At 62.4% G+C, this 20,980-nt stretch carries 19 protein-coding genes; 7 read left to right on the top strand and 12 right to left on the bottom strand.

Annotated elements, in window-relative coordinates; genetic code table 11:
* Positions 1-54: 54 nt before the first annotated feature.
* From CH296_RS26630 to CH296_RS26600, 7 genes are all read right to left on the bottom strand, one after another.
* Positions 55-1,221 (bottom strand): acyl-CoA dehydrogenase family protein, encoded by a 1,167-nt coding sequence (locus tag CH296_RS26630; RefSeq protein WP_094686017.1) that lies wholly within the window; start codon positions 1,219-1,221, stop codon positions 55-57.
* A 149-nt stretch (positions 1,222-1,370) separates the two neighbouring features.
* Positions 1,371-2,036, bottom strand: coding sequence for a CoA transferase subunit B (locus tag CH296_RS26625; protein ID WP_094686016.1), 666 nt, complete (start codon positions 2,034-2,036; stop codon positions 1,371-1,373).
* Positions 2,033-2,824, bottom strand: coding sequence for a CoA transferase subunit A (locus CH296_RS26620; protein ID WP_094686015.1), 792 nt, complete (start codon positions 2,822-2,824; stop codon positions 2,033-2,035). Before CH296_RS26620 ends, CH296_RS26625 begins: the two co-directional genes overlap by 4 nt.
* Positions 2,825-2,909: 85 nt before the next feature.
* On the bottom strand, positions 2,910-3,677 hold the full coding sequence (locus tag CH296_RS26615; protein WP_094686014.1) for an SDR family NAD(P)-dependent oxidoreductase: 768 nt from the start codon (positions 3,675-3,677) through the stop codon (positions 2,910-2,912).
* Between the two features lie 29 nt (positions 3,678-3,706).
* A complete protein-coding gene (locus CH296_RS26610) occupies positions 3,707-4,711 on the bottom strand; it encodes an MDR family oxidoreductase (RefSeq protein ID WP_094686013.1) in 1,005 nt (334 codons plus the stop codon).
* A gap of 108 nt (positions 4,712-4,819) precedes the next feature.
* Positions 4,820-6,238: an MFS transporter gene (locus CH296_RS26605; RefSeq protein WP_094686012.1), complete on the bottom strand. Its 1,419-nt coding sequence runs from the start codon at positions 6,236-6,238 to the stop codon at positions 4,820-4,822.
* Positions 6,235-6,660, bottom strand: coding sequence for a MarR family winged helix-turn-helix transcriptional regulator (locus CH296_RS26600; protein ID WP_256980581.1), 426 nt, complete (start codon positions 6,658-6,660; stop codon positions 6,235-6,237). The genes CH296_RS26605 and CH296_RS26600 overlap by 4 nt, the downstream gene beginning before the upstream one ends.
* 239 nt (positions 6,661-6,899) lie before the next feature.
* Here CH296_RS26600 and CH296_RS26595 point away from each other — a divergent pair, with 239 nt between their 5' ends.
* Genes CH296_RS26595 through CH296_RS26570 form a run of 6 tightly spaced genes read left to right on the top strand, consistent with a single transcriptional unit; the run spans position 6,900 to position 12,293 of the window.
* The gene (locus CH296_RS26595) at positions 6,900-8,276 is read left to right on the top strand and encodes an MFS transporter (protein WP_256980580.1); all 1,377 of its coding nucleotides are present in this window, start codon (positions 6,900-6,902) and stop codon (positions 8,274-8,276) included.
* Positions 8,277-8,328: 52 nt separating this feature from the next.
* A complete protein-coding gene (locus tag CH296_RS26590) occupies positions 8,329-9,399 on the top strand; it encodes an NAD(P)-dependent alcohol dehydrogenase (protein ID WP_094686010.1) in 1,071 nt (356 codons plus the stop codon).
* Positions 9,392-9,787 (top strand): carboxymuconolactone decarboxylase family protein, encoded by a 396-nt coding sequence (locus CH296_RS26585; RefSeq protein WP_094686009.1) that lies wholly within the window; start codon positions 9,392-9,394, stop codon positions 9,785-9,787. Before CH296_RS26590 ends, CH296_RS26585 begins: the two co-directional genes overlap by 8 nt.
* A gap of 57 nt (positions 9,788-9,844) precedes the next feature.
* Entirely contained in the window at positions 9,845-10,762 is a 918-nt protein-coding gene (locus tag CH296_RS26580; protein ID WP_094686008.1) for an NAD(P)-dependent oxidoreductase, read from the top strand.
* Positions 10,759-11,616 carry an N-acyl homoserine lactonase family protein gene (locus CH296_RS26575; protein ID WP_094686007.1) on the top strand — a complete coding sequence of 286 codons (858 nt, stop codon included), beginning with the start codon at positions 10,759-10,761 and terminating at the stop codon, positions 11,614-11,616. The genes CH296_RS26580 and CH296_RS26575 overlap by 4 nt, the downstream gene beginning before the upstream one ends.
* On the top strand, positions 11,613-12,293 hold the full coding sequence (locus tag CH296_RS26570; protein ID WP_094686006.1) for an enoyl-CoA hydratase-related protein: 681 nt from the start codon (positions 11,613-11,615) through the stop codon (positions 12,291-12,293). Before CH296_RS26575 ends, CH296_RS26570 begins: the two co-directional genes overlap by 4 nt.
* A 236-nt stretch (positions 12,294-12,529) precedes the next feature.
* Here the strand turns inward: CH296_RS26570 and CH296_RS26565 are convergent, their stop codons facing one another.
* On the bottom strand, positions 12,530-13,333 hold the full coding sequence (locus CH296_RS26565) for an NADPH-dependent F420 reductase (protein WP_256980593.1): 804 nt from the start codon (positions 13,331-13,333) through the stop codon (positions 12,530-12,532).
* An 83-nt stretch (positions 13,334-13,416) separates the two neighbouring features.
* Here CH296_RS26565 and CH296_RS26560 point away from each other — a divergent pair, with 83 nt between their 5' ends.
* A complete protein-coding gene (locus CH296_RS26560; RefSeq protein WP_179277827.1) occupies positions 13,417-13,818 on the top strand; it encodes a helix-turn-helix domain-containing protein in 402 nt (133 codons plus the stop codon).
* A 254-nt stretch (positions 13,819-14,072) separates the two neighbouring features.
* On the opposite strand, the gene CH296_RS26555 is transcribed toward CH296_RS26560, so the two are convergent.
* The 4 genes from CH296_RS26555 to CH296_RS26540 form a co-directional block, all read right to left on the bottom strand.
* Positions 14,073-15,797 (bottom strand): NAD(P)/FAD-dependent oxidoreductase, encoded by a 1,725-nt coding sequence (locus CH296_RS26555; RefSeq protein WP_179277826.1) that lies wholly within the window; start codon positions 15,795-15,797, stop codon positions 14,073-14,075.
* Between the two features lie 196 nt (positions 15,798-15,993).
* Positions 15,994-16,815: a GNAT family N-acetyltransferase gene (locus CH296_RS26550; protein WP_094686002.1), complete on the bottom strand. Its 822-nt coding sequence runs from the start codon at positions 16,813-16,815 to the stop codon at positions 15,994-15,996.
* Between the two features lies 1 nt (position 16,816).
* Positions 16,817-18,364: an MFS transporter gene (locus CH296_RS26545; protein ID WP_094686001.1), complete on the bottom strand. Its 1,548-nt coding sequence runs from the start codon at positions 18,362-18,364 to the stop codon at positions 16,817-16,819.
* Positions 18,365-19,093: 729 nt separating this feature from the next.
* Complete coding sequence (locus tag CH296_RS26540; RefSeq protein ID WP_306436984.1) at positions 19,094-20,797, bottom strand: nitroreductase family deazaflavin-dependent oxidoreductase; 1,704 nt, start codon at positions 20,795-20,797, stop codon at positions 19,094-19,096.
* Positions 20,798-20,980: the final 183 nt, after the last annotated feature.

Below are 20,980 nucleotides of genomic sequence, written 5' to 3'. Positions count from 1 at the left end.
CCCCTTCACCGAAGCTGTGGTGCGCACACCAGGTGGCGCGAATCATGTTGCTGGTCAGTAGCTTCGGGGAAGCCCGAGAACGTGCTGACCGATGTAGTTGAGGATCATCTCCTCCGAGACCGGGGTGATGCGCAGCATCCGAGCCTCACGGAAGTAGCGCTCGACCGCGTACTCGGCGGAATAGCCCATGCCGCCGTGAGTCTGAACCGCACGGTCGGTGGCCTCGAATGCCGCAGCGGCACAAAGATATTTGGCGGTGTTCGCTTCGCGACCGCACTCCTTGTCGTTGTCGTACAGCCAGGTCGCCTTGCGCAGGATCATCTCTGCGGCGTCGAGTTCCATCTGCACCTTCGCGAGCGGGAACTGAATGCCTTGGTTCATTCCGATCGGCCGACCGAAGACGACCCGCTGGTTGGCGTAGGCGGCAGCCTTCTTCAGTGCGACCCTGCCGATGCCGAGTGCCGACGCGGCAACGAGCATGCGTTCGGGATTGAGGCCGTTGAGCAGGTAGTAGAAGCCCCTGCCCTCTTCGCCGACGCGGTGCTCGACGGGAATCTCCATGTCGTCGATGAAGATTTCGGCCGACGAGACGGCGTGGCGTCCCATCTTGTGAATGGCACGCATCTCCACGCCTGCGGTCTTGAGATCGGTGAGGAACAACGTCATGCCCTGGTGCGGCTTCTCCACGTCCTCGCGCTTGGTGGTGCGGGTCAGGAGCAGGACCTTCTCCGACTCCAAGGCCTTTGAGGTCCAGATCTTTCGCCCGTTGACGATGTACTTGTCACCGTCGCGGCGTGCGAACGTGGTGATGCGGGTGGTGTCGAGTCCGGCATCGGGCTCGGTGACACTGAACGCGACGTGCAGACTGCCGTCGACGATTCGGGGAAGAACTTCGCGCTTCATGTTCTCGTCGCCGAACTTGATGACCGGCTCGAGCCCGAATATCGATCCGTGCACAGCGGTGCAGGCACTGACGGCACCGCCGCTGGCGGCGACCTCCTCGAGGATGATCGACGCCTCGGTGATGCCCATTCCCATTCCGCCGTATTCCTCGGGCACGCAGACGCCGAGCCATCCACCGTCGGCGAAGGCCTCGTAGAACTCGGTGGGAAACTCGTGCTTCTGGTCTTTTTCCATCCAATAGTTGTCCGGGAAGCGGCGGCCGAGCGCAGCGACAGCCTGGCGGATGTCCTTGTGGTCGTCGGAGATCTCGAAGTTCATTTCTCTACCCCTGCAATTCGTGATGGATTTCGAAGGGCCGACCGTTCGTCGATTCGGTGGGCGTGCTCCGAAGGCGATGTCGTCGAACACAATCGAAGTCGAGAGTGATGTTAATCTCGTTGTACAATTGAGTCAATGGTTAGACCATTTTAGATATCGACGCGAAGTGAGGCGGATGTCGCCTCGGTGACCTGCTCCGGGGTGATTCCGGGTGCGCATTCGATCAAAACCAGGCCACGCTCGGTAATGTCGATGACGGCGAGATCGGTGATGATGCGATCGACGACCGCTTCACCGGTCAACGGCAGCGTGCATTTCTCGACGATCTTCGAGTTGCCGGCCTTGTCGCAGTGTTCCATCAGCACGATTACCCGCCGTGCCCCGTGCACCAGATCCATGGCTCCGCCCATGCCCTTGACCATCTTCCCGGGCACCATCCAATTTGCCAGGTCACCCGCAACGGAGACCTGCATTCCGCCGAGAACCGCGCAGTCGATGTGACCGCCGCGGATCATTCCGAACGACGACGCCGAATCGAAGAACGATGCGCCCGGGTTGACGGTGACCGTTTCCTTGCCTGCGTTGATCAGGTCGGCGTCGACCTGATCCTCGGTGGGGTACGGCCCGGTTCCGAGAATGCCGTTCTCCGAATGCAGAGTCACTCGGACGTCCGGAGGTAGATAGCTGGGAATCATGGTGGGGAGACCGATTCCGAGATTGACGTACTCACCGGCGTTCAGTTCCTGCGCGGCGCGTGCGGCCATATCCTGCCGAGACCGGCCGGTTGCACTGCTGGAAGTAACGCTGCTTGTCATGCCGTTCCTTTCGCCGAGGAGACGGTGATCTTCTCGATCCTCTTCGTCTGTGGTCCGGTGTGCACGATGCGGTTGACGAAGACGCCGGGTAGGTGCACGTGTTCCGGGTCCAGTTCGCCGACCGGTACCAAGCGCTCCACCTGTGCAATACAGATGCGCCCGGCCATCGCGGCCAGTGGGTTGAAGTTCATTGCGGCCTTGTTGAAGATCAGATTCCCCTCGGTGTCTCCTACCGAGGCGTGCACCAACGAGTAGTCGGCCGTGATCGATTCTTCGAGCACGAAACGTCGGCCGCCGAACTCACGAATTTCCTTGGGCGGAGACGCGAGTGCCACGGTGCCGTCGGAGTTGTATCGCCACGGCAGACCGCCGTCGGAGACCGGACTTCCGACGCCCGCGGGGGTGAAGAACGCGGGTATGCCCGCCCCTCCGGCCCGGAGCATTTCGGCCAACGTCCCCTGCGGGGTGAGGTGAACCTCGAGCTCGCCGGACAGGTACTGACGGGCGAATTCTTTGTTCTCACCGACGTACGACGCCACCATGCGGCGGATCTTGCCGCCCGTCAGTAGGAGGTCGAGTCCGTGGCCGGTAGCGCCGCAGTTGTTGGAGAACACCTCGAAGTCGTCGGCACCGGTCTCGGCAAGCGCGGCGATCAAGCTGTCGGGTATGCCGGCGAGCCCGAACCCTCCGACGGCGAGTGAGGCACCGGACGGGATGTCCGCGACGGCGTCGGCGGTACTTCTGGCCACTTTGGGCCCTTCGAGGGCTGAGCGTTGTTCCGAAATCATGTTCCGGCCTTTCGATTACCGTAGGTGTCTCGATCGAATGCTGCGCATGTCTCGAAACACGTTCTGTCGGGGTGGGTGGGTCGTGTCAGATCGAGCGCTGCATGCCGCCGTCGACGCTGACCGTCTGACCGGTGATGTAGCTCGCGAGGTCACTGCACAGGAAGACGATCAACGGCGCGATTTCGTCGACGGTGCCGAATCGGCCCTGCGGGATGTTGTCGCGGATGAAGGCGTCCCGGACCTCCGGGTCCGCGTAGATGCGGATGTCGACCTGCTCGCTGTGGATGCGTCCGGGGATGACGTTGTTGATCCGGATCGCATGCCGGGCAATTTCTCGCGACAAACCCTTCGCCCACGCGTGCAGGGCGGCTTTGGCCGCGACCGACGCGCCGATCGCGGACGGCTCGCGGTTGCCGGTCACGTTAAGGATGCATCCGGTTCGGCGCTCGATCATGTGCGGCAGCGCGAGGTGTGAAAGTTGGCGCGCGGCATGGAAGTTGAGCTCGAAAGCCGCGCGCCATGGCTCCTCGCCTGCGTCGAGGGGCAGTGACAGCGGGTAGCCCGGAGGCGTGGAGTACCCGGCGTTGTTGACCAATACGTCGATCCGGCCGAACTCCGAGCGCGCACGGTCGATGGTGCGCGCTCGGTCGTCGGCGACGGTCACATCGCCGACGACGCCGGTGATGGTGCCGTCGCCGGTGTCGGCGCGGCCTAATTCGTCGAGCAGTTCGGGCCGTCGGGCCAGGGCTAGGACGTGGGCACCTTCGCGCGCGAAGGTCAGGGCCACTTCCCGGCCGATTCCGGCGGTGGCTCCGGTGACGATGACGACCTTGCCGTCGATGCCCAGTTTCATGATGGGACGACTCCTCGCGGCGGCCGGGCTCAGCCGGCCAGTCCTGCCGTATCGACGACGACTCGCCCGCGCACAGCTCCGGAAAGGATGCGCTCGGCCTGCGCCGGTAGTTCGTCGTGCGTGACTTCGACGGCGATCTCGCGGAGGTCGTCGGGGGTGAACATCTCGTCCAACGACGTCCAGGCGGCGCGCCGCAGGTCGAGCGATGCATTGACCGAGTCGACACCCAGAAGCGAGACGTTGCGCAGGATGAACGGCATCACGGTGGTCGGCAGCGACGACCCGCCGGCCAGTCCGCAGGCCGCGACGACGCCGGAGTAGTCCATCTGGGCCAAGACGTTGGCCAGGGTGACGCCGCCGACGCTGTCGATGCATCCGGCCCAGCGTTGCTTGCCGAGTGCTTTCGGCTCTCCGGTGAGGCTCTCGCGCTCGACGATGGTGGTGGCACCGAGGGTTCGGAGGTACTCCGCCTCGGACGCCTTGCCGGTCGCGGCATGGACCTCGTAGCCCAGGCGCGAGAGAATGAAGACCGCGAAGCTACCGACGCCGCCGGTGGCTCCGGTGACGAGTACCGGTCCGGATTCGGTGCCGACGCCGGCCGACTGCATGCGCTGTATGCACAGCATTGCCGTCAGTCCGGCGGTCCCGACGGCCATTGCACCCCACGTGCCGAGGCGGGTGGGGGCGGGGAGAACGTGGCTCGAATCGACCCGCTGGTAGCCGGCGAATCCCCCGGGCTTGGTCTCGGAGAGTCCGGCACCGGTGAGCACGACGTCGTCGCCTTCGGCGAACGACGAATCGCCGCTGGTGGACACCACGGTGCCCGCGAGATCGATTCCGCAGGTCATCGGGTAGGTGCGCACGACGCCGGGCTTGCCGAGCAGTGCGAGACCGTCCTTGTAGTTCAGTGACGAGTGGGTGACGCGAATCAGCAGGTCGCCGTCGGCGAGATCGGACTCGGACAATTCGACGAGCTCGGCGGGTGCCTTGGGCGCTGTGACTCGGTATGCGCGGTGGGCAAGGGCGTTCGTCATCGTTCTCCTCGTTGTCTGTCGCCGGGCGAGAATTTGGCTGAAAATTAAATGGTAAGACCTTTCTACACTGTGTCAGTCGTCACTGCAATCATCGAGTGCGACGTACGTCTATTGGGGCACCGGCGCGACCCGGTCCGCGCGGTGGTTCGCGCGCGAGAGAACGTAGTTGACGGACAGGGCCAGGAAGACGACGCAGCACCCGATTGCACCGATCGAGAACGCCAGGTCGATGCCGGTGCTGGTGGGCCGCGTGCTCGGTCCTAGATGCGCGGCGAGCACCGCGCCGGACACCGCGCTGCCGAAGGATCCACCGACCGTCCGCAGTACCTGGTTGAAGCTCACGGCACTACCGAGTTGGGTGTCCGCGACACTCCTGGCGATCAGGGCGGGCATGGCGGCATACGTCATTCCCATGCCTGCGCCGAAGCCGAACATGCCGATCATGATCTCCCACAACGCATCGTGTGCGACCCACAGTTGGACGGCCGACGCCGTGACGAGTCCGGCACCGATCAGTAGCAACAGTCGCAGTGGTACCCGATGCGATACGGCGCGGACCAGTCGATTGGCCCCGAAGCTGCCCACCGACAACGGGAGCATCACGAATCCGGCCCAGAACAGCGGTAGGGCGATCCCGTATCCGGTCGACGCTGGAGACTGGGCCACCAGACTGCCGATGGACAGGCCGATGTACATGACGGCCCCGAGTCCGATGGCCGTGCAGTTGGCCACCAGCACATCGGCGTTGCGAAACACCCGCAGGTCGACCAGGGGGTTGCGCGAGCGAAGTTCGACCGCGGTCCACGCGGCCATCGTTGCCGCCGCCGCCGCGAACAGGCCCACCGTCGGCGCGGCAGACCAGCCCCACTGCGATCCCTCGCTGACGGCGATGAGCATCAGCGACAGTCCGAGGCCGATCGACACGGCACCGACGAAGTCGAAGGGGGCGCGGGGAGCCTGCTCGTCCGGCCCTTTCGGGACGACGAGACAGACGACGACGATCGTCGTGGCCAGGAAAATTGCGGCGCACCAGAAGGCAAGGCGGAAGCTGACCGTCGCGGCGAGTATCCCGGTCAACGGGTAACCGACGCCCAAGCCGGTGGTGACGGTGACGGACAGACTCGATATTCCGTGTCGGACCTTGTCCTCGGCGAGGTATCGCCGCGCGAGAGCGATCGTCACCGGAACTATGCCGTAGCTCAGCCCCTGCATCCCGCGTCCGAGCAGGAACATGGGGAAGTTCGTGGCCGTCGCGGCGACGACGGACCCGGCTGCGATGATCACCAGCGACCACACCAGCAGGCGGGTGCGGTGCGGACCGTCGCTGAGTCGGCCCATGATCGGGGTCGACACGGCTCCAACGAGGAGATTCACCGTCAGCATCCACTGACCGGTACTGACCTCCACACCTAGTTCGTCGGAGATGGTGGGGACGAGGAGCATTCCCAGAGAGCTGACCACCGCGCTGGTGAGTGCGGCGTAGACGAGCACCGGTAGCAGGCGGCGATGGGTTGCAGAGTCGATCATGCGTCCGACTCGTCCACGAGGGTGCGCAGAATGGGAACGATCTCCGCGAGGGTGGATTGCTCGCGCGGGGTCAGCCGGGTGTCGATGGCAACGGCCAGCCACTCGAGTCCACGCGATCGCTCCTCGGCCAGTGTTCGTCGCCCCGCCTCGGTGATCTCTATCCACTGTCGACGCCGATCGTCGGTGTCGGGCGTCTTCGCCACCAGGCCCAGAGTGTGCAGCTCGCGCACAGCAGTGGCGATTGCCTGCGGGCTGACCGTCTCCGCGGTCGCGAGAGTCGACGCGGTGGCCGGTCCCCGTCCGGCGAGATACGCCAGTATCCCGAGTTTGCCGACCGACATCGATCGGCCAGCGGTGAGTCGCCGCCAGATAGGGCGGAGGGATTCTCGAAGCTCTGCGGCGAGCGGTTCCGACTGAGGCACCGTTAAAACCTACAGCTAAATTGATCAATCTAGTTGTCTTTATGGCTGATGTCACCCATCCGAAAGATGCACATCACTAAATGGACTAACCATTGAACTTTCCCACTGATGTGACTAGGGTTACTCGTCAACGGCTCCTGTCGCAGCGGTCACCCGCGGGCGCTCGAATCGGATCGACCTGGTGAGCTGCGGTGCGACCGCGGCGTACGCTGCCCCCGTTTTCTACCGCTGGAGAGCACATGACATCGCCGAAAACCGAGCGTCGATGGGTGGGGATGCGTCCCTTCCAGTTCGGGATCGTCCTGCTGTGCATGTTGTTGAACATGCTCGACGGATACGACATCTTCATCATGGGCTTCGCGCTTCCGTTGCTTCCGGACGGCTTCGCCACCACGGCCGAGAAGGGATATCTCATCAGTGCCGCTCTGGCCGGAATGGGAGTCGGGGCGACGTTGCTGGCGCGCCTGGCCGACATCGTCGGGCGGCGACGGACCATCCTGCTGGGATTGATCCTCAACATCGTCGGATTGGGCGTCTCCGCTCTCGCACCCAGCTTCGCGGTTCTGCTCGGCGCGCGATTCGTCACCGGTGTCGCCATCGGAACGATCGGCGTCGTCATCATGGTGCTCGGCAAGGAAATCGCGCCGCGGTCGAAGGGAAACCTCGCCATCGGTATCGTCATGATCGGTTACCCGATCGGCAGCATGGTCGCCGGCGCATCGGGTGCCGCGATCATCTCGGTGGCCGACGGTTCGTGGCGGGGGCTCTTCTGGATCGGGGCCGCGCTGACAGTTGCCGCGTTCACGCTGTCGGTGTTCTTCATGCCGGAGTCGGTGAAGTACCTGACCCGAGTCGGGACCGCCGAGTCCATCGCCAAGGCCGACGCGATTTCGGCTCGAATGGACAACGACGCAGTCGACGACGACGCATCGCCCGCAGCGGACGATCTACCGGACAGCGGCCAGAAGGTGTACCTGCTCGGCGCGGAACTGCGCAAACGCACACTCCTGCTGTGGGGTGGTTACAGCATCGTCACTGCGTCGTACTACTTCGTCGGCAGTTGGACCCCGCAGTTGATCACCAACGTCAGTGGCGACGTCGGTAGCGGGGCCCTCGCCGGAATTCTGGTCAGCATCGGAACCGTCTTGGGCGCGTTGCTGTTCGGCGTGCTGAGCCTGAGGCATCCGGTCACCCGGATCGGCTGGACCATGTTGACGGTCGCTCTGGTGTCGTTGGTGGCCTTCTCGCTGCTGCTCCAAGCCGCCTTCACGCTGGCCTTGATCATGGCCGCCGTGCTCGGTGCCGCCCTCTACGGAGTCGCGGGCGTGTTCACCGCGCTCTCGACCTCGATGTATCCCGTGTTGGCCCGCGCCAAGGGCTACGGCTCGATGCTCGGTGTCGCCCGGGTGGGCACAATCGTGTCGCCGATCGCGGTGGGATATGCGCTGGCCGTCGTCTCCACCGAGAACATGTACCTCTCGCTCCTGGTGCCGGTCGCTGTCGCCATCGTGGTCGTGTTCGCACTGCAGCGCATCGTTCGAGCCGACGAACTCACGGCCACAACCGCTTCCGTTCCGAACGACGGCGCGGCCGACGATTCTGCTCGTACGGCGTAGCCCGTTCATCTACCGTCCTCGAAGATCCTCCCCTCACACGAAGGAGTAGAGAATGACCCTCGCTCACGCCCGTGGTGTCACCGGCAAAGACCAACCGTTCGCCCCGATGGAGATCGCCCGGCGCGCGGTGGGCCCGCACGATGTCGAGATCGACATCGCCTTCTGCGGCCTGTGCCACTCCGACGTCGACCGTGCCCGAGAGATCTGGGGTGCCACCAAGTTTCCGATCGTGCCCGGGCACGAGATCGTCGGCCACGTCCGTGCGGTGGGTGATCAGGTGACCGGTTTCGCCGTGGGCGACCGGGCGGCGGTGGGGTGCATGGTGAATTCCTGTCAGGAATGCGACCGTTGCCGTGAGGGGCTCGAGCAGTACTGCCGCAAGGGAAACACCCAGACCTACAACTGGATCGACCGTGACGGCACTGTCACCCAGGGCGGATACAGCGACCGCGTCGTCGTCGACGACCGCTATGTGCTGCACCTGCCGGACGGCATGCCGATGGACACCGCGGCACCCCTGCTGTGCGCAGGCATCACACTGTATTCGCCATTGCGACACTGGAACGTCGGACCCGGAACGCGAGTGGGAATCGTCGGATTCGGTGGACTCGGCCATGTCGGTGTTCAGATCAGTGCGGCCATGGGTGCCCACACGGTCGTGTTCGACCTCGCCGAGGAAAAGCGTGGGGACGCGCTTCGGCTGGGAGCCGACGAGTTTCACCTCACCACGGAACCGGACGTGTTCACCGATCTCGCCGACTCCCTGGACCTGATCATCTCCACCGTTCCGGCCAATCTCGACTACAACGCGTTCCTGTCGACGCTGACTCTGAACGGGACGTTCGTCATCATCGGCGTTCCGAAGGGGCCGATCACCGCCGAAGCGTTCCACTTCATCAGCCACCGCCGCTCCATCGCCGGTACCCGCATCGGATCCATCGGCGAGACGCAGGAGATGCTCGACTTCTGTGCCGAACACAACATCGGTGCGGAGATCGAGTTGGTCGGGGCCGACGAGATCGACGCGTCCTACGACCGTCTCGTCAAGGGTGACGTCCGCTACCGGTTTGTTCTCGACATCGCCACCCTCGGAGCAAAATCGGAGGCAACGGGACATGAGTGAACCGGACCTGCGGGCCAAGGGGAGGGCCGTTCGGCGTGAGCTGATGGGCGGCGAGGCCATCGACAAGCTCGACGCCGCCGTCTACGACGACGACCCGATCATGGCGAAGTTCGGCGATCTGACCCAGGAAGTGATCTTCGGGGTGTTGTGGTCCCGCGAGGGCCTGGACATCAAGACCCGATGCCTCGTCACCGTCGCGTCGGATGTGGCGACCGGTCAGACCGAGGCGCTGGGGCTGCACCTACGCTTCGCTCGTCGACACGGCTACTCCGAGGAAGAACTCACCGAGGTGATCCTGCATCTGATGGGGTACGTCGGCGTTCCCATGGCGCGCAAAGCGCTTCTCGTAGCCTCGAAAACGTTCTCCGACATGCGCGCCGAAGCCTGACCGCACCACCCGTTCCATCGACACAGGCCTCGAGTCGAGGTCGGAAAGAGCACCACCGTGAAAATTGGTTACGTAGGTCTGGGAAACATGGGCGGCCGGCTCGCGCGTCGCGTCGTACTCGAGCACCCGCTATTTGTCTTCGACCGCAGCGAAGCCGCTGTGGCGAGTCTGGTCGAACGCGGTGCCACGGCGTGCTCGAGTGTGGCCGATCTGGCGGCGCAGTGCGACGTCATCCTCCTGTGCCTGCCGACGTCAGACCACGTTCGCTCGGTGATCTTCGACGACGGCGGTGTAGCGGACAGCGCGGCGAAGGGGACACTCGTTCTCGATCAGACGACCGGCGATCCGGTGGCGACTCGTGAGATAGCCGCGACGCTCGCCGCTCGCGGGATCGAATTCGTCGACGCCCCGGTCAGTGGCGGTCCGATGGGTGCGGACAGCGGCACCATCGCCATCATGGTGGGCGCGGAGGAATCGCAATACGACAAGGTGGTGCCGATTCTCCGGGCCATCAGCCCCAACGTGTTTCACGCCGGAGGCATCGGAGCGGGGCACGTGACGAAACTGGCCAACAACATGCTGTCCGCGGTCAATCGCATGGTGAGTCTCGAAGCTCTCACTCTCGCTGCGAAGAACGGCGTCGACCCGAAGAAGGCACTCGAGATCTTTCTCGCGAGCTCCGGCCGAAATTTCCACCTCGAAACGTTCGTCGCAGACATCCTCGCAGGCCACCTGACTTCGGGTTTCACAGTCGGGTTGTTGCACAAGGATATTCGCCTGGCTTGTCAGATGGGTGTCGACGCAGACGTGCCGATGCATCTGGGCAACCAGGTCAAGGACTTCTATCAGATCTGTGTCAACGAGATGGGCCGCGAAGCGGACGTCAACGTTGCCGCTCTGATGATGGACCGGTTCGCCGGTTCCCACATCGTGCCGGTAGACCACACGCTCGCGCCGACCACCAGTCTCCCGTGACCGCCGCCGTGTACGACGCTTTCGCGCTGCGGTATGCCGCGTTGCCGGAGGCGGAAAGCCGAAAGAGCACCGCGTACTTCCACTACGGAATCTACGGCGAGCCCGACGCGCACTACCCGATGGACTACTACTTCTGGCTGGTGCGCAACCAGGATCGCACCGTTCTCGTCGACTGCGGTTACGACCGCGAACGGGGACGACGACGAAATCGCCTGCAGGAGACCGATCCCGTCGAGCTGCTGGCGCGAATGGGTACCACTCCGTCGGAGATCGACCATGTGGTTCTGACGCACATGCACTACGACCACGTGGGCAACGTCGGGCTCTTCGACAACGCCACGTTCAGCATGGCTGCAACCGAATTCGACTACTGGACAGGGCCGTACGCGGACAGGCCGGCCATAGCCTGGCCGGTGGAAGCTGCTGAGATCGCGCTGATCGAGGAACGCCGCGAGGACGGGCGGCTGCGACTGATCGTGGACGACGACGAGGAGCTATTCCCGGGAATTCGGTTGTCCCGCATGCCCGGGCATACTCCCGGACAACTCGTCACCAGCGTCGATACGGCCGCGGGCGTAGTCGTACTCGGCTCGGATGCGTTGCACTTCTACGACGAGATGATCTTGGACCGCCCCTTCCACACCTGTTCGGATTTCGTGCAGACATTCGGCACGTACGAGCGGTTTCGGTCACTGGCCGACAAGCCGGGGATCACCCTCGTCGCAGGACACGACCCTTTGGTCATGACGATGTTCGCGACGGTCGCCGATCAATGCGTCGATCTGACCGTGCGAACCGATGGACTCGCCGGCACCTACGGCACACGCGCAGTCGAGACTGGAGTTGTGACATGACGGTATCCGTCGATTACCGCGGCGAGGTGGCCGTTCTGGATGTCGGCACCGACGAGAATCGTTTCTCGCCCAACTGGTTGGAGTCGATGAACTCGGCGCTCGATGTAGTCACCGAAGGAAAGCCGACCGGACTGGTCACCGTCGGTTCGGGCAAATTCTTTTCCAACGGACTCGACGTGGAGTGGATGACCGGCCACCGAGATCGGCTCGACTGGTATTTCGACACCGTGGAGTCGCTGCTCGCTCGCATTCTCACGTTGCCGTTGCCGACCGTTGCGGCAGTGAACGGTCACGCGTTCGGTGCCGGAGCAATGCTGGCTACCGCGCACGATTTTCGGGTGATGCGAACCGATCGAGGTTACTTCTGCTTCCCCGAAGTGGACGTGAAGATTCCGTTCACCGCGGGTATGGCGGCCCTGATCCAGGCCAAGACGACCCCCGGAACAGCGGTCGCCGCCATGACGACCGGTAGACGATTTTCCGGCGAGGAGGCCCGCATCGCCGGATTGATCGACGCGACCGCAGACATCGACGCCTTGATGTCGGCGGCCTCGGACATGGTCAGCCCGCTGGTCGGCAAGGATGCGGTCACCCTCGGTGCCATCAAATCCACGATGTTCGCTGAAGTCGCTACGGCGCTGTCGAAACCGAAGGCCGGCATCGACCTGGCGTTGTAAAGTCGACCGAGCAACCGACGTTGCCTGCTCGTCTCGACTGGTCTGCGCCTGCGGAATCGGGTCAGCGAAGTCGCGTGACGACGCTGAGGTGGACACTTCGGCAGGTGCGAGTGGCTCTGTCATGGGTTTTGACAACGCACTCGCGATCATGCGTTTATCTGCACGAGCGGGTAATCGACCGGAAATCTTCGGTGGGGATGCCGGACCGTAGACCCGTTTCCGGGATCCCCACACGATCATTCTCGTGTAGCCGCGTTCAGAAGTCGCAGTGCATCCTCGGTGGGGACCGGTACGGTCTCGGCTTCGAGGAAACGCGTGTACGGATCGTCGCTGAAAGGCTCTTTCTCGCGCGAGTACGGTGCCACGTGAGTGGGTGTTCCTGGCTCGAATCTCCACCCGTGCCGCAACTCGCCGAGGTCGACCGTGTCGAAGCCGATTGCATCCAGAAATGCGGTGGCTCGGTTTCGGGCGTCGGCGGAGTCTCCTGCTACGGGTAAGGCCGTGCGGACCGATCCGGCTGTCTTGACAGCTAGTCGCGGAAGTCGAACGTAGTCGACAGTGTTGAGCGTTTTGACGAGGGCGGCGGCGGGCCACGCTTGCTGAAGGAACTCGCTCGACGTGAGGCCGCTGGCGTCGAGCTCATCGATCTTGCCGAATCTGTCCGGGTAATAGTTGGTTGCGTCCAACAGTGTTTTTCCTGCAAAAGCTTTGCCCGGCAGGGCTTTCCATGCTGCTAGGGGTACAGCGACAACGATCGTATCGCAGTTGGCGATGAGATTGGTGACAGTGTCGGCGACGGCGCGATCCCCGAGCTCGTAGACAAGGTCGATCAAGGATTCCGGTCCTCTAGAATTACTGATGGTGACCTTGAGTCCTGCATCGGCGGCGAGCCGCGCCACACCTGCCCCGATCATTCCGCTTCCCAGTATTCCGATGTGTCCTATGGTCATTGTTTGGCTCCGAGAGGTTCGAGGTTGTGTGCTCCGGTGGGGGTCCTGGCGAGGACCGGCTACCGGATGCGGTCGCGCTCTGTGCGTGATTACTTACTAAAGTATAGTGAAATAATGCTCAGGGCAACTGCTAAAATTCGATGATGGATGGTCCGGGAGGGCGCGCCACGGGTATGAGTGTGTTCGATCCCGATTGCGTGTCCCGGGAAGTGCTCGAACATGCGACCGGGCGATGGGGTTCGCTGGTTTTGGCTGCGCTGGTCGACGGCCCGCTTCGTTTCGCGCAGGTCAAACGTGCGGTCGACGGGATTACTGACAGGATGTTGTCGCGTACGCTCCAGCGGCTCGAAGCGGACGGTCTCGTCGACCGCAGTCGGTCGGAGCTCGATGCGAGAGGCGTCGACTACAAACTGTCACACCTGGGCGATCCCATAGCGCAGAGTGTTTGCGACCTCATCGATGCCATTTATCGTGTCTTGCCCGGAATTGTTGCGTATCAACGGAATTTGCATCACGCTGGTCACCAATCGGAGATCAGTTTGGGCCGTTCCAAAGCGGCGGGCGACATCATCTAGCGGGGTGAATCGGGTCGGGCGCAGTGCTGTGCGCTCCATATGTGTGACCGAAGCCGCGGCCCGGCCGATCGGTGCAGCACATGTCGAGCAGCGTCGTGGATCGTTCAGTGACTAGGGTCGCGACTTCGATATTGGCTGGTGGGAATGTCGCGGGGGTGCTGGGCACGCACCCCCGCGACAAGCGTAACGCCGGTCCGTTGGGCCTTGGTGGAACGGCAGTCAGCTAGCACCGACGATCAACCGCGCTGGTCGAGTCAGAGGGCAGTCGAGTCCGACGCCGAAACCCGGGGGGCTTTCACGCGCTGCCCCTTGGCCGCTGCAAGCGGATCCCATCCGGCAGGAACCGACGGTATCGTTCCCGCTGGAACGAGTTGCTTTCCGGAACGGAACTCCGAAAGCAGGTCGCGGCCGAGAATTGTTCCAGCGGTGATAATCCCGGAGAGCAACACCCCTTCGGTTGCTGGTCCCTGTCGGCAACTTGCACCGGCGAGAAAAAGTCCTTCGATATGAGTTTTCGGCCCGGGACGCAACAGTGCGTTCTGCCGCATGTTCCACTCGATCCCGTAGGACGAACCGTCGCTCGATTGTGTGTAGCGCTCCTGGGTTATCGGAGTTGCGGCTTCGCGATGAACAATATGACCGTCGAGTTCCGGAAAGATCTCTGTTGCGCGGTCGATCATTCGGTCCGTGAGGAATTCCTTGATGGTTGAGTACGTGTCGCTTCTCGAGTAGTCATGATCGCGGACATCGGCCGCGCCGGTCGCCCACAGTCGATAGTCCATCGGGATGGGAAACATGACCTCGAGGGAGCTTGAACCTTCCGGTGCATACCGTCCCGGCACAGGGTCTTTCATGCTGGAGCAGTGAATGTACGCGGGGAGTACCGGCCGTACTCGGTCCATCCATCGCTCGGGAGTGTCGCCGTCCTGGAACTTCAGCAAGCGTTCGATCTCGCCGTAAGTCGTCCATGTTGGCATCGAAAAGTGATCTCGGTTGGGGTAGAGCGCGGCGAGGTCGACGTCGGCACCCAAGAATGCGTTGAAGAACGGTGTCGCCATACGGTAGTTGTTGACCCGTTTTTGATGTGACGGCTTCATTGCCGATGCGGGGATCAGATTGTTGTAGGTCTTCTTGATATCGGCTGTGCACACGACGGTGTCAGCGCGGTATGTGGCACCGCCTTTGAGTCGTACGCCTGCTGCGCGTCCGTTCTCCACCAGAATCTCCTCGGCGAATGCTCCGGTGACCACGTCGCCGCCGAACTGTTCGATCACTCGAACAAGGTTCGATGAAAATACCTGCCCCCCGCCGCTGGGGAACCATGCCCCGCCGGTAACGAAGAGATACCAGAAGGTGGAGAAGGCGATGAACGGGAATCGGTCCGGTGGGCAGTTCAGACTTCCGCACGGTGATGTGGTGAGCAAGGTTTGCACTCGGCTGCTCAAGTTGTAGTGGTTCATCACCGCCGTGGTCGACATCGTGGCCAGTGGCGCGTGCAGTCCCAGCTTGACCGCGGCTTTCGTGATCCCTCCAGCGGACGATGTCGCGGGTCCACGGTCGACGGCGCTACCGCACTTGCGCACCACCTTGAAGAACTTTTCGAGATTTGCGCGCTCTTTAGGAAACAATCCGGTCAGCCGAGTCATGAACTCGTCCCAGTCTGCTGCTGGCTCGAACACCAAGTCCGGGAACACGTACCGCTCGTAACCGGTGCGATCCATGGGAACGTAGGTGATGTGCTCCTCGAGGCCCAGCCCTCGGAAAACGGTAGGCATATCGCCATTCGGGCCACAGTCGGCGACGTGGTGTACTCCCACCTGCCACTCCCACTTGCCCTTACGCCTGAACACGTGAGTGCTACCCCCGACGACGGAATATTGCTCGAGAACAACAACTTTCTTCCCCGCGGCGGCGAGCGCTGCGGCGCTTGTCAAGCCGGCCAATCCGCCGCCGATCACTACAGCGTCGTACGTCTTCATTCTATTAGCCCCTTCTGGTTGGCTTTCACAGGCGGACGGTCCGCAGAGAAAGGTGGGCATGATGCATGTGTATCCGGCCAGCGGCCTTACGGCGGAGATGGCTCCGCATGATCGTACTATGCAATGGTGCATAGTAGTCGTATTTGGAGAGTTTACTTCGAATACGCAGTCAAGGGGCGGGATACTCGGACGTCGACTATCTCTCGCGAGACGTACGTTTGGATGCCAGCCCGAAACGACGCCGTACGACCCGAACTGCTTCGCTGAACAGGATCGATATGGGGTGGAAGATCACCACCAGCACGATCGCATCCTTGGGTCCGAGGATCGATCTCATCCATTCGTCGATATCCGTGCGATCAGATGTCGGCGGTTGTGCCCACAGGCCGTTAGCGGTGTTCTCGTATGCGTTTTCGATCACGAGGGTGTCGGGCGAGAACCGTTGCTGTTGGCCGAGATCTGTGGCCACATCGAAGGCAACACGACGGATGCTCTCGGGTATCGCCGCGGTACCCGCAGACGGGTAGGTGTTCGCGATCCCTCCAGCCGCTGCAGACCACGCTCCGTACACCAGCGGATTCGCGGTGCGCATGACTGCGTGAAGTCGTCGTGGGAACGACTCCCGAATGGCACTGGTGAGCAGCGCGCGCCAGATCGCGCTCGACAGTCCTGCGCCCTGATACTGCGGGCGAACGCCGGCAGAATTGGCGTAGAAGCATGTCCGACCGCCGAACACCCGCTGGTTGCTTGCGACCCATGCAGCGGGGATCCCGTCAGCATCGAGAACGAGAACAAGGCCGTGCAGGTCGTCCAGGCGTTCGTCGGCCAACCATTCGTCCCAGAAGTCCGCTGTGGTACCGGAAAACGTCTCTACGGCAATGGGTATGAACTCTCGGCGGAGAAAAGTACGTGCCTCCGGCGTCAAGGTAGTGGCGACATCGGTCCAGCGAAGGCCGGTGAAACCGCGTCCCACGGTGAATCGGTGCGCGCCTGTGAGCTTCGAAGAGGTCCCAGTCATCTCATTGCCCTCGCTCGGTCGACTTGTCCCGCCACGAGAGCAATACACTTTCGGTGCTTGCGCGTGACCACGGTAGGAAGATTGCTACTGCCACTGCGCACGCCATCGATGCGCCGACCGTGACGAACGATGCAATCTGAAAACCCTGTAGCGCTGCGTCTTTCATCGCAAAGACCAAGTCCGCTCGCTGCTGCGCGAATATCGGACTGATCGGCGTATCGTTGATTTCGATCACGCTGATGACGGTCTCGCGTGCGAAACTTTTTTGGTAGTCATTCATCAGGGAGTCCGGTATGACATCGACTCTAGGCGCGACCAGTGTTGTGTAGATCGACGCTATAGTCGAACCGAGGACTGCCACTCCGAGAGTTCCTCCTACTTCACGGGTGGTGTCGTTGACTGCAGAGCCGGCACCGGCTTCATCCAGCGAGACCGACGACATGATCGACTCGGTGGCCGGACCCTGCACGATGGCCAGACCGAGCCCCATCAGTACCATCGACACAACGACCGGTCCCAGGTACGGCGTATTGACCTCGGTCTGCCCAGCCAAGAACATTCCAATGCTCATGATTGTCAGCCCGGCCACGATGACCGCAGTCGTCCCGACCTTTTGAGCGACCATCGTCGCAACAGGCGCGCCGATCGCAATCGCAGCGGCGAACGGCAACGAGTGAATGCCGAACTGCAAGGGGCTCAACTCCATCACGCCCTGGAAGTACTGGGTGATCATGAAAAGAAATCCGAACATGCTGAAGTATGCAACTGCGATCGCCAACGCGGGCAGTGAGAACCGGCGGATTCGGAACAATGTCATGTCCAACAACGGCGATGGGTGCCTGAGCTCCCATCCGACGAAAACCGTCAGAGACAGGACGGCGACCACGTAGGCAGCGACGCTGATCGGTGACAGCCATCCATGATGGGGAGCTTCGATGATCGCCCAGACCAATACCGTGATACCTCCGAACGACAGGGCAATACCTACCGGATCGTATTTGCCGACGTGTGACGCTTTCGATTCGGGCACGAACACTGCCGTGGCAAGCAGTACGGCCACCGCTACGGGCACGTTGATCCAGAACACCGAGTGCCACGAGAAGTGCTCGAGGAGAAATCCGCCGGCCGTGGGGCCGATGGCGATGGCGAAGCCGGCCATAGCCGTCCATGCCGCGATCGCCAGCGCACGTTCTTTCGCGTCGGTAAAAATATTGATGATCAGCGCCAGAGTTGCGGGGAAGACAGCTGCGGCGCAGATACCCATAGCCGCCCGAGCGGCGACGACCTGACCCAGATCGGCGGCCACGGCTCCACCGATCGACATCGCGGCAATTCCAGCCAATCCGATCATCATTACTCGACGCCTGCCGTATCGGTCGCCAAGATGACCGAAAGCTAGCAGCAGTCCGGCGAACGTCAGAGTGTAGGCGTCGACGACCCATTGCAGGCCACTCATACTTGCCAGCAGTTGCACGCCCAGCGACGGCAAGGCGACGTTGACAACAGTGTTGTCGAGGACGACCAGTAGCTCGGCGGCACAAATCACCATCAGGGCTATCCACCGCCCGCGGAACGTCGACCGTTTGTCGGTCCGTCGCTGCTGTGACCTCACGAGACCCTCCCGAGTATGTTTCGGTACATAATTAAGAAATTATATGTAACCATGAGTAATAGCAAATTGCCCCACTTGGGCTCGGTCGCTGTTGACGCCACGGCCCGCAGCTTGGTTGTGCGTCCAAAAAGGAAGGATCGAAATTCCGTGCCGTCAGGTTTGACTCGATGGGCTCAGCACTTGTCGGTCGGCTGGCGGTAACACAGGCGAGTCCTGAGATCCTCTGTTCCGCAGTGGCATTCGTCTAGAACCCTGAGGCGCATTGAGATGATTTCCCTATCGATGCGGACCGCGGAATGCCAGTGACTGAATATCGCTGACGCTGTCATGCCGCTAGCGTGGCGAAGTACAGATCACCCGTGCCGCGTGGGGCTCGGTACCCATCGAGTCCATGCACCCGTGTAGACGTCGATCCGTGAGGTCGGCCGCGGCTTGTCTACCGCCGGTGTGGTGATCTTCGGTCCGGCACCCGATAGCCGAACCTGCACGGGGTCAGCGCGGCCGGGCAACCGGGTGGCCATTCCGGCGGGCAACGCCTCAGTGGGCTCCACCCTCGGCGTTCAGACTCAGCTCCGGGTTTGCACCGCGCCTACGGACCGTGCCGAGATGCCAGGTGCAGTGCGAGGTCGAGGCTATGCGCTGGCGCGCCCCGTCGATCTCGTCGCGTCATCCTAGAGACTCGTCGAACGTCACCCGTACCGAGATGGGTGTGGTTTGAAGCGATCGGAATGTGGCGGCGACGACACGGCTCAGCAATGGATGGGTCGCGAAGGTTCGTGCGCGAGCGGTGACGTCGTCGCTGCGGACGAGGACAGCGGTACCAGCTCGCCACTGCTTCCCATGGCGTAGACGGACGCGCGGGTCCGCGGTGATGTTCGCGCCCCAGCCCGATCGGGTGCCGTGCTGCGAGATGATCCAGGCACCGTTCTCGTCGAATACAGCGGAGACCGGTACGCAGCGACGAAGGCCACTTCTTCGGCCCGTGGTCTCGATATCGCTGACAAGTGAGACTCGAACGCCAACGGCGGTGAGCCCACGAACCATTGGGTTCGCGAGGTATCGCCCGACGGCTCGCTCGAGGCGAAACTTCTTCTTGGCTTTGATATCCGCCGACGAGTTTCCTCCGCGCGTACTCCTGAAGGCGTCGATACCGTTGCGCTGCACGGTAGTCACTGCAGTTCGCCACACGGATCGATGTGGGTCGGGATCGTTCCCGTCGCCGATCAAATGCAGCTGGTCGGTATGCCATTGCAAGTCGAGCGCCCCGTCCAGGGACTTCAGGGCAGGCACCGAGCGGAGCGTCGACGGCAGGTTCAACGAGATGGCGGGTGCGGAGAGCCTGTCCACCTGTCCGCTGAGCAAGGTATTGGCTGCGGAGGTGCTGACCGCAGCAGGGCGGCCGAGCCCTACGACGTCGCAATCGCCGGATTCAAGCGCTGCGGCCATTCCGACTCTGGTGCGAAAGCCTCCGGTGACGGCGAGCGGCACCGTTCCTGCCGCGAGACGGACGGTGCGTGCATAGTCCAGGAAGTACGCTTCCCGGATGCGGGTGCTCTCGGACAGCGACCGGTTGCCACGACCCATCATCGCCGGGGATTCGTAACTGCCGCCACTGACTTCGATGAGATCGATCTGCTCTTGGGCAAGGCGCTCGACGGTGAGCCGCGATTCCTCTTCATCGAATCCGCCGCGCTGAAAATCGGCAGAATTGAGCTTGACGCCGAGAGCGAACCCAGGTGAGACGGCACCGCGTATTTTCCGGACGATCTCGAGCAGGAATCGCATCCGCCCATCGATGTCGCCTCCCCACGCGTCGGTACGCTTGTTCGACAAGGGCGATAAAAATTGCGAAACCAGGTATCCGTGGGCACCATGGATCTGAACACCGTCGAAACCTGACGTTTCAGCGACGCAGGCCGCCGCGGCGAAGCGGTCGACGATCTCTTCGATCTCGGTACCGGTCAACTCGCGTGGAGTCGGCATGCCAGGCACATTCAATCCGATCGCGGACGGCGCAACCGGACGAGATCTGGTTGCCAGCGGATTCGCTTGCCGTCCGGGGTGATTGAGTTGCATCCAGATCGGCGCACCTCCGTCGCGGGTCGCTTTCGACCACCGAGTGAGGGCATCGAGGTCACGTTCGTCCTCGAGGACGACATTGCCGGGTTCGCCGAGGTGCCGTCGATCGACCATAACGTTGCCTGTCACTACCAGGCCGTAACCGCCGGCACCCCACTGAGTGTAAAGACGCTCGAGTCGGGCGTCCGGACCGTGCCCGCGGGTAGCAAGGCCTTCGCTCAAGGCTGACTTCATTATCCGGTTGGGGAGTACACGACCGCACGCCAACGGCAGCGGATCACTCAAAGCCACACTCTTGACCGTCGGTAAAAGTCGGCTTTTATCGGTGTTCAAGGCGTCACGTCCGATGCTCGCAGGTCGTCCCGCCGAGTATGCAACGGAACATATTACCGAGTTTTGACTCTATGTGTGAACCTCTGTCACGTCAAGATTTGGGGCCTCTCATCGAACTGCAGTTACCTTGCGCGTCCGCGC

The sequence above is a fragment of the Rhodococcus sp. 14-2496-1d genome (assembly GCF_002259365.1).
GTDB lineage: Bacteria > Actinomycetota > Actinomycetes > Mycobacteriales > Mycobacteriaceae > Rhodococcoides.
This window is presented reverse-complemented; position numbering and strand designations above follow the sequence as displayed.

What these genes read in the sequence shown, in the direction of transcription:
- CH296_RS26545 (WP_094686001.1), bottom strand. Translation starts at nt 18,364, where the DNA reads ATGGTGATTTGTGCCGCCGAGCTACTGGTCGTCCTCGACAACACTGTT.
- CH296_RS26625 (WP_094686016.1), bottom strand. Translation starts at nt 2,036, where the DNA reads ATGACAAGCAGCGTTACTTCCAGCAGTGCAACCGGCCGGTCTCGGCAG.
- CH296_RS26550 (WP_094686002.1), bottom strand. Translation starts at nt 16,815, where the DNA reads ATGACTGGGACCTCTTCGAAGCTCACAGGCGCGCACCGATTCACCGTG.
- CH296_RS26585 (WP_094686009.1), top strand. Translation starts at nt 9,392, where the DNA reads ATGAGTGAACCGGACCTGCGGGCCAAGGGGAGGGCCGTTCGGCGTGAG.
- CH296_RS26590 (WP_094686010.1), top strand. Translation starts at nt 8,329, where the DNA reads ATGACCCTCGCTCACGCCCGTGGTGTCACCGGCAAAGACCAACCGTTC.
- CH296_RS26595 (WP_256980580.1), top strand. Translation starts at nt 6,900, where the DNA reads ATGACATCGCCGAAAACCGAGCGTCGATGGGTGGGGATGCGTCCCTTC.
- CH296_RS26630 (WP_094686017.1), bottom strand. Translation starts at nt 1,221, where the DNA reads ATGAACTTCGAGATCTCCGACGACCACAAGGACATCCGCCAGGCTGTC.
- CH296_RS26560 (WP_179277827.1), top strand. Translation starts at nt 13,417, where the DNA reads ATGAGTGTGTTCGATCCCGATTGCGTGTCCCGGGAAGTGCTCGAACAT.
- CH296_RS26620 (WP_094686015.1), bottom strand. Translation starts at nt 2,824, where the DNA reads ATGATTTCGGAACAACGCTCAGCCCTCGAAGGGCCCAAAGTGGCCAGA.
- CH296_RS26610 (WP_094686013.1), bottom strand. Translation starts at nt 4,711, where the DNA reads ATGACGAACGCCCTTGCCCACCGCGCATACCGAGTCACAGCGCCCAAG.
- CH296_RS26615 (WP_094686014.1), bottom strand. Translation starts at nt 3,677, where the DNA reads ATGAAACTGGGCATCGACGGCAAGGTCGTCATCGTCACCGGAGCCACC.
- CH296_RS26605 (WP_094686012.1), bottom strand. Translation starts at nt 6,238, where the DNA reads ATGATCGACTCTGCAACCCATCGCCGCCTGCTACCGGTGCTCGTCTAC.
- CH296_RS26570 (WP_094686006.1), top strand. Translation starts at nt 11,613, where the DNA reads ATGACGGTATCCGTCGATTACCGCGGCGAGGTGGCCGTTCTGGATGTC.
- CH296_RS26555 (WP_179277826.1), bottom strand. Translation starts at nt 15,797, where the DNA reads ATGAAGACGTACGACGCTGTAGTGATCGGCGGCGGATTGGCCGGCTTG.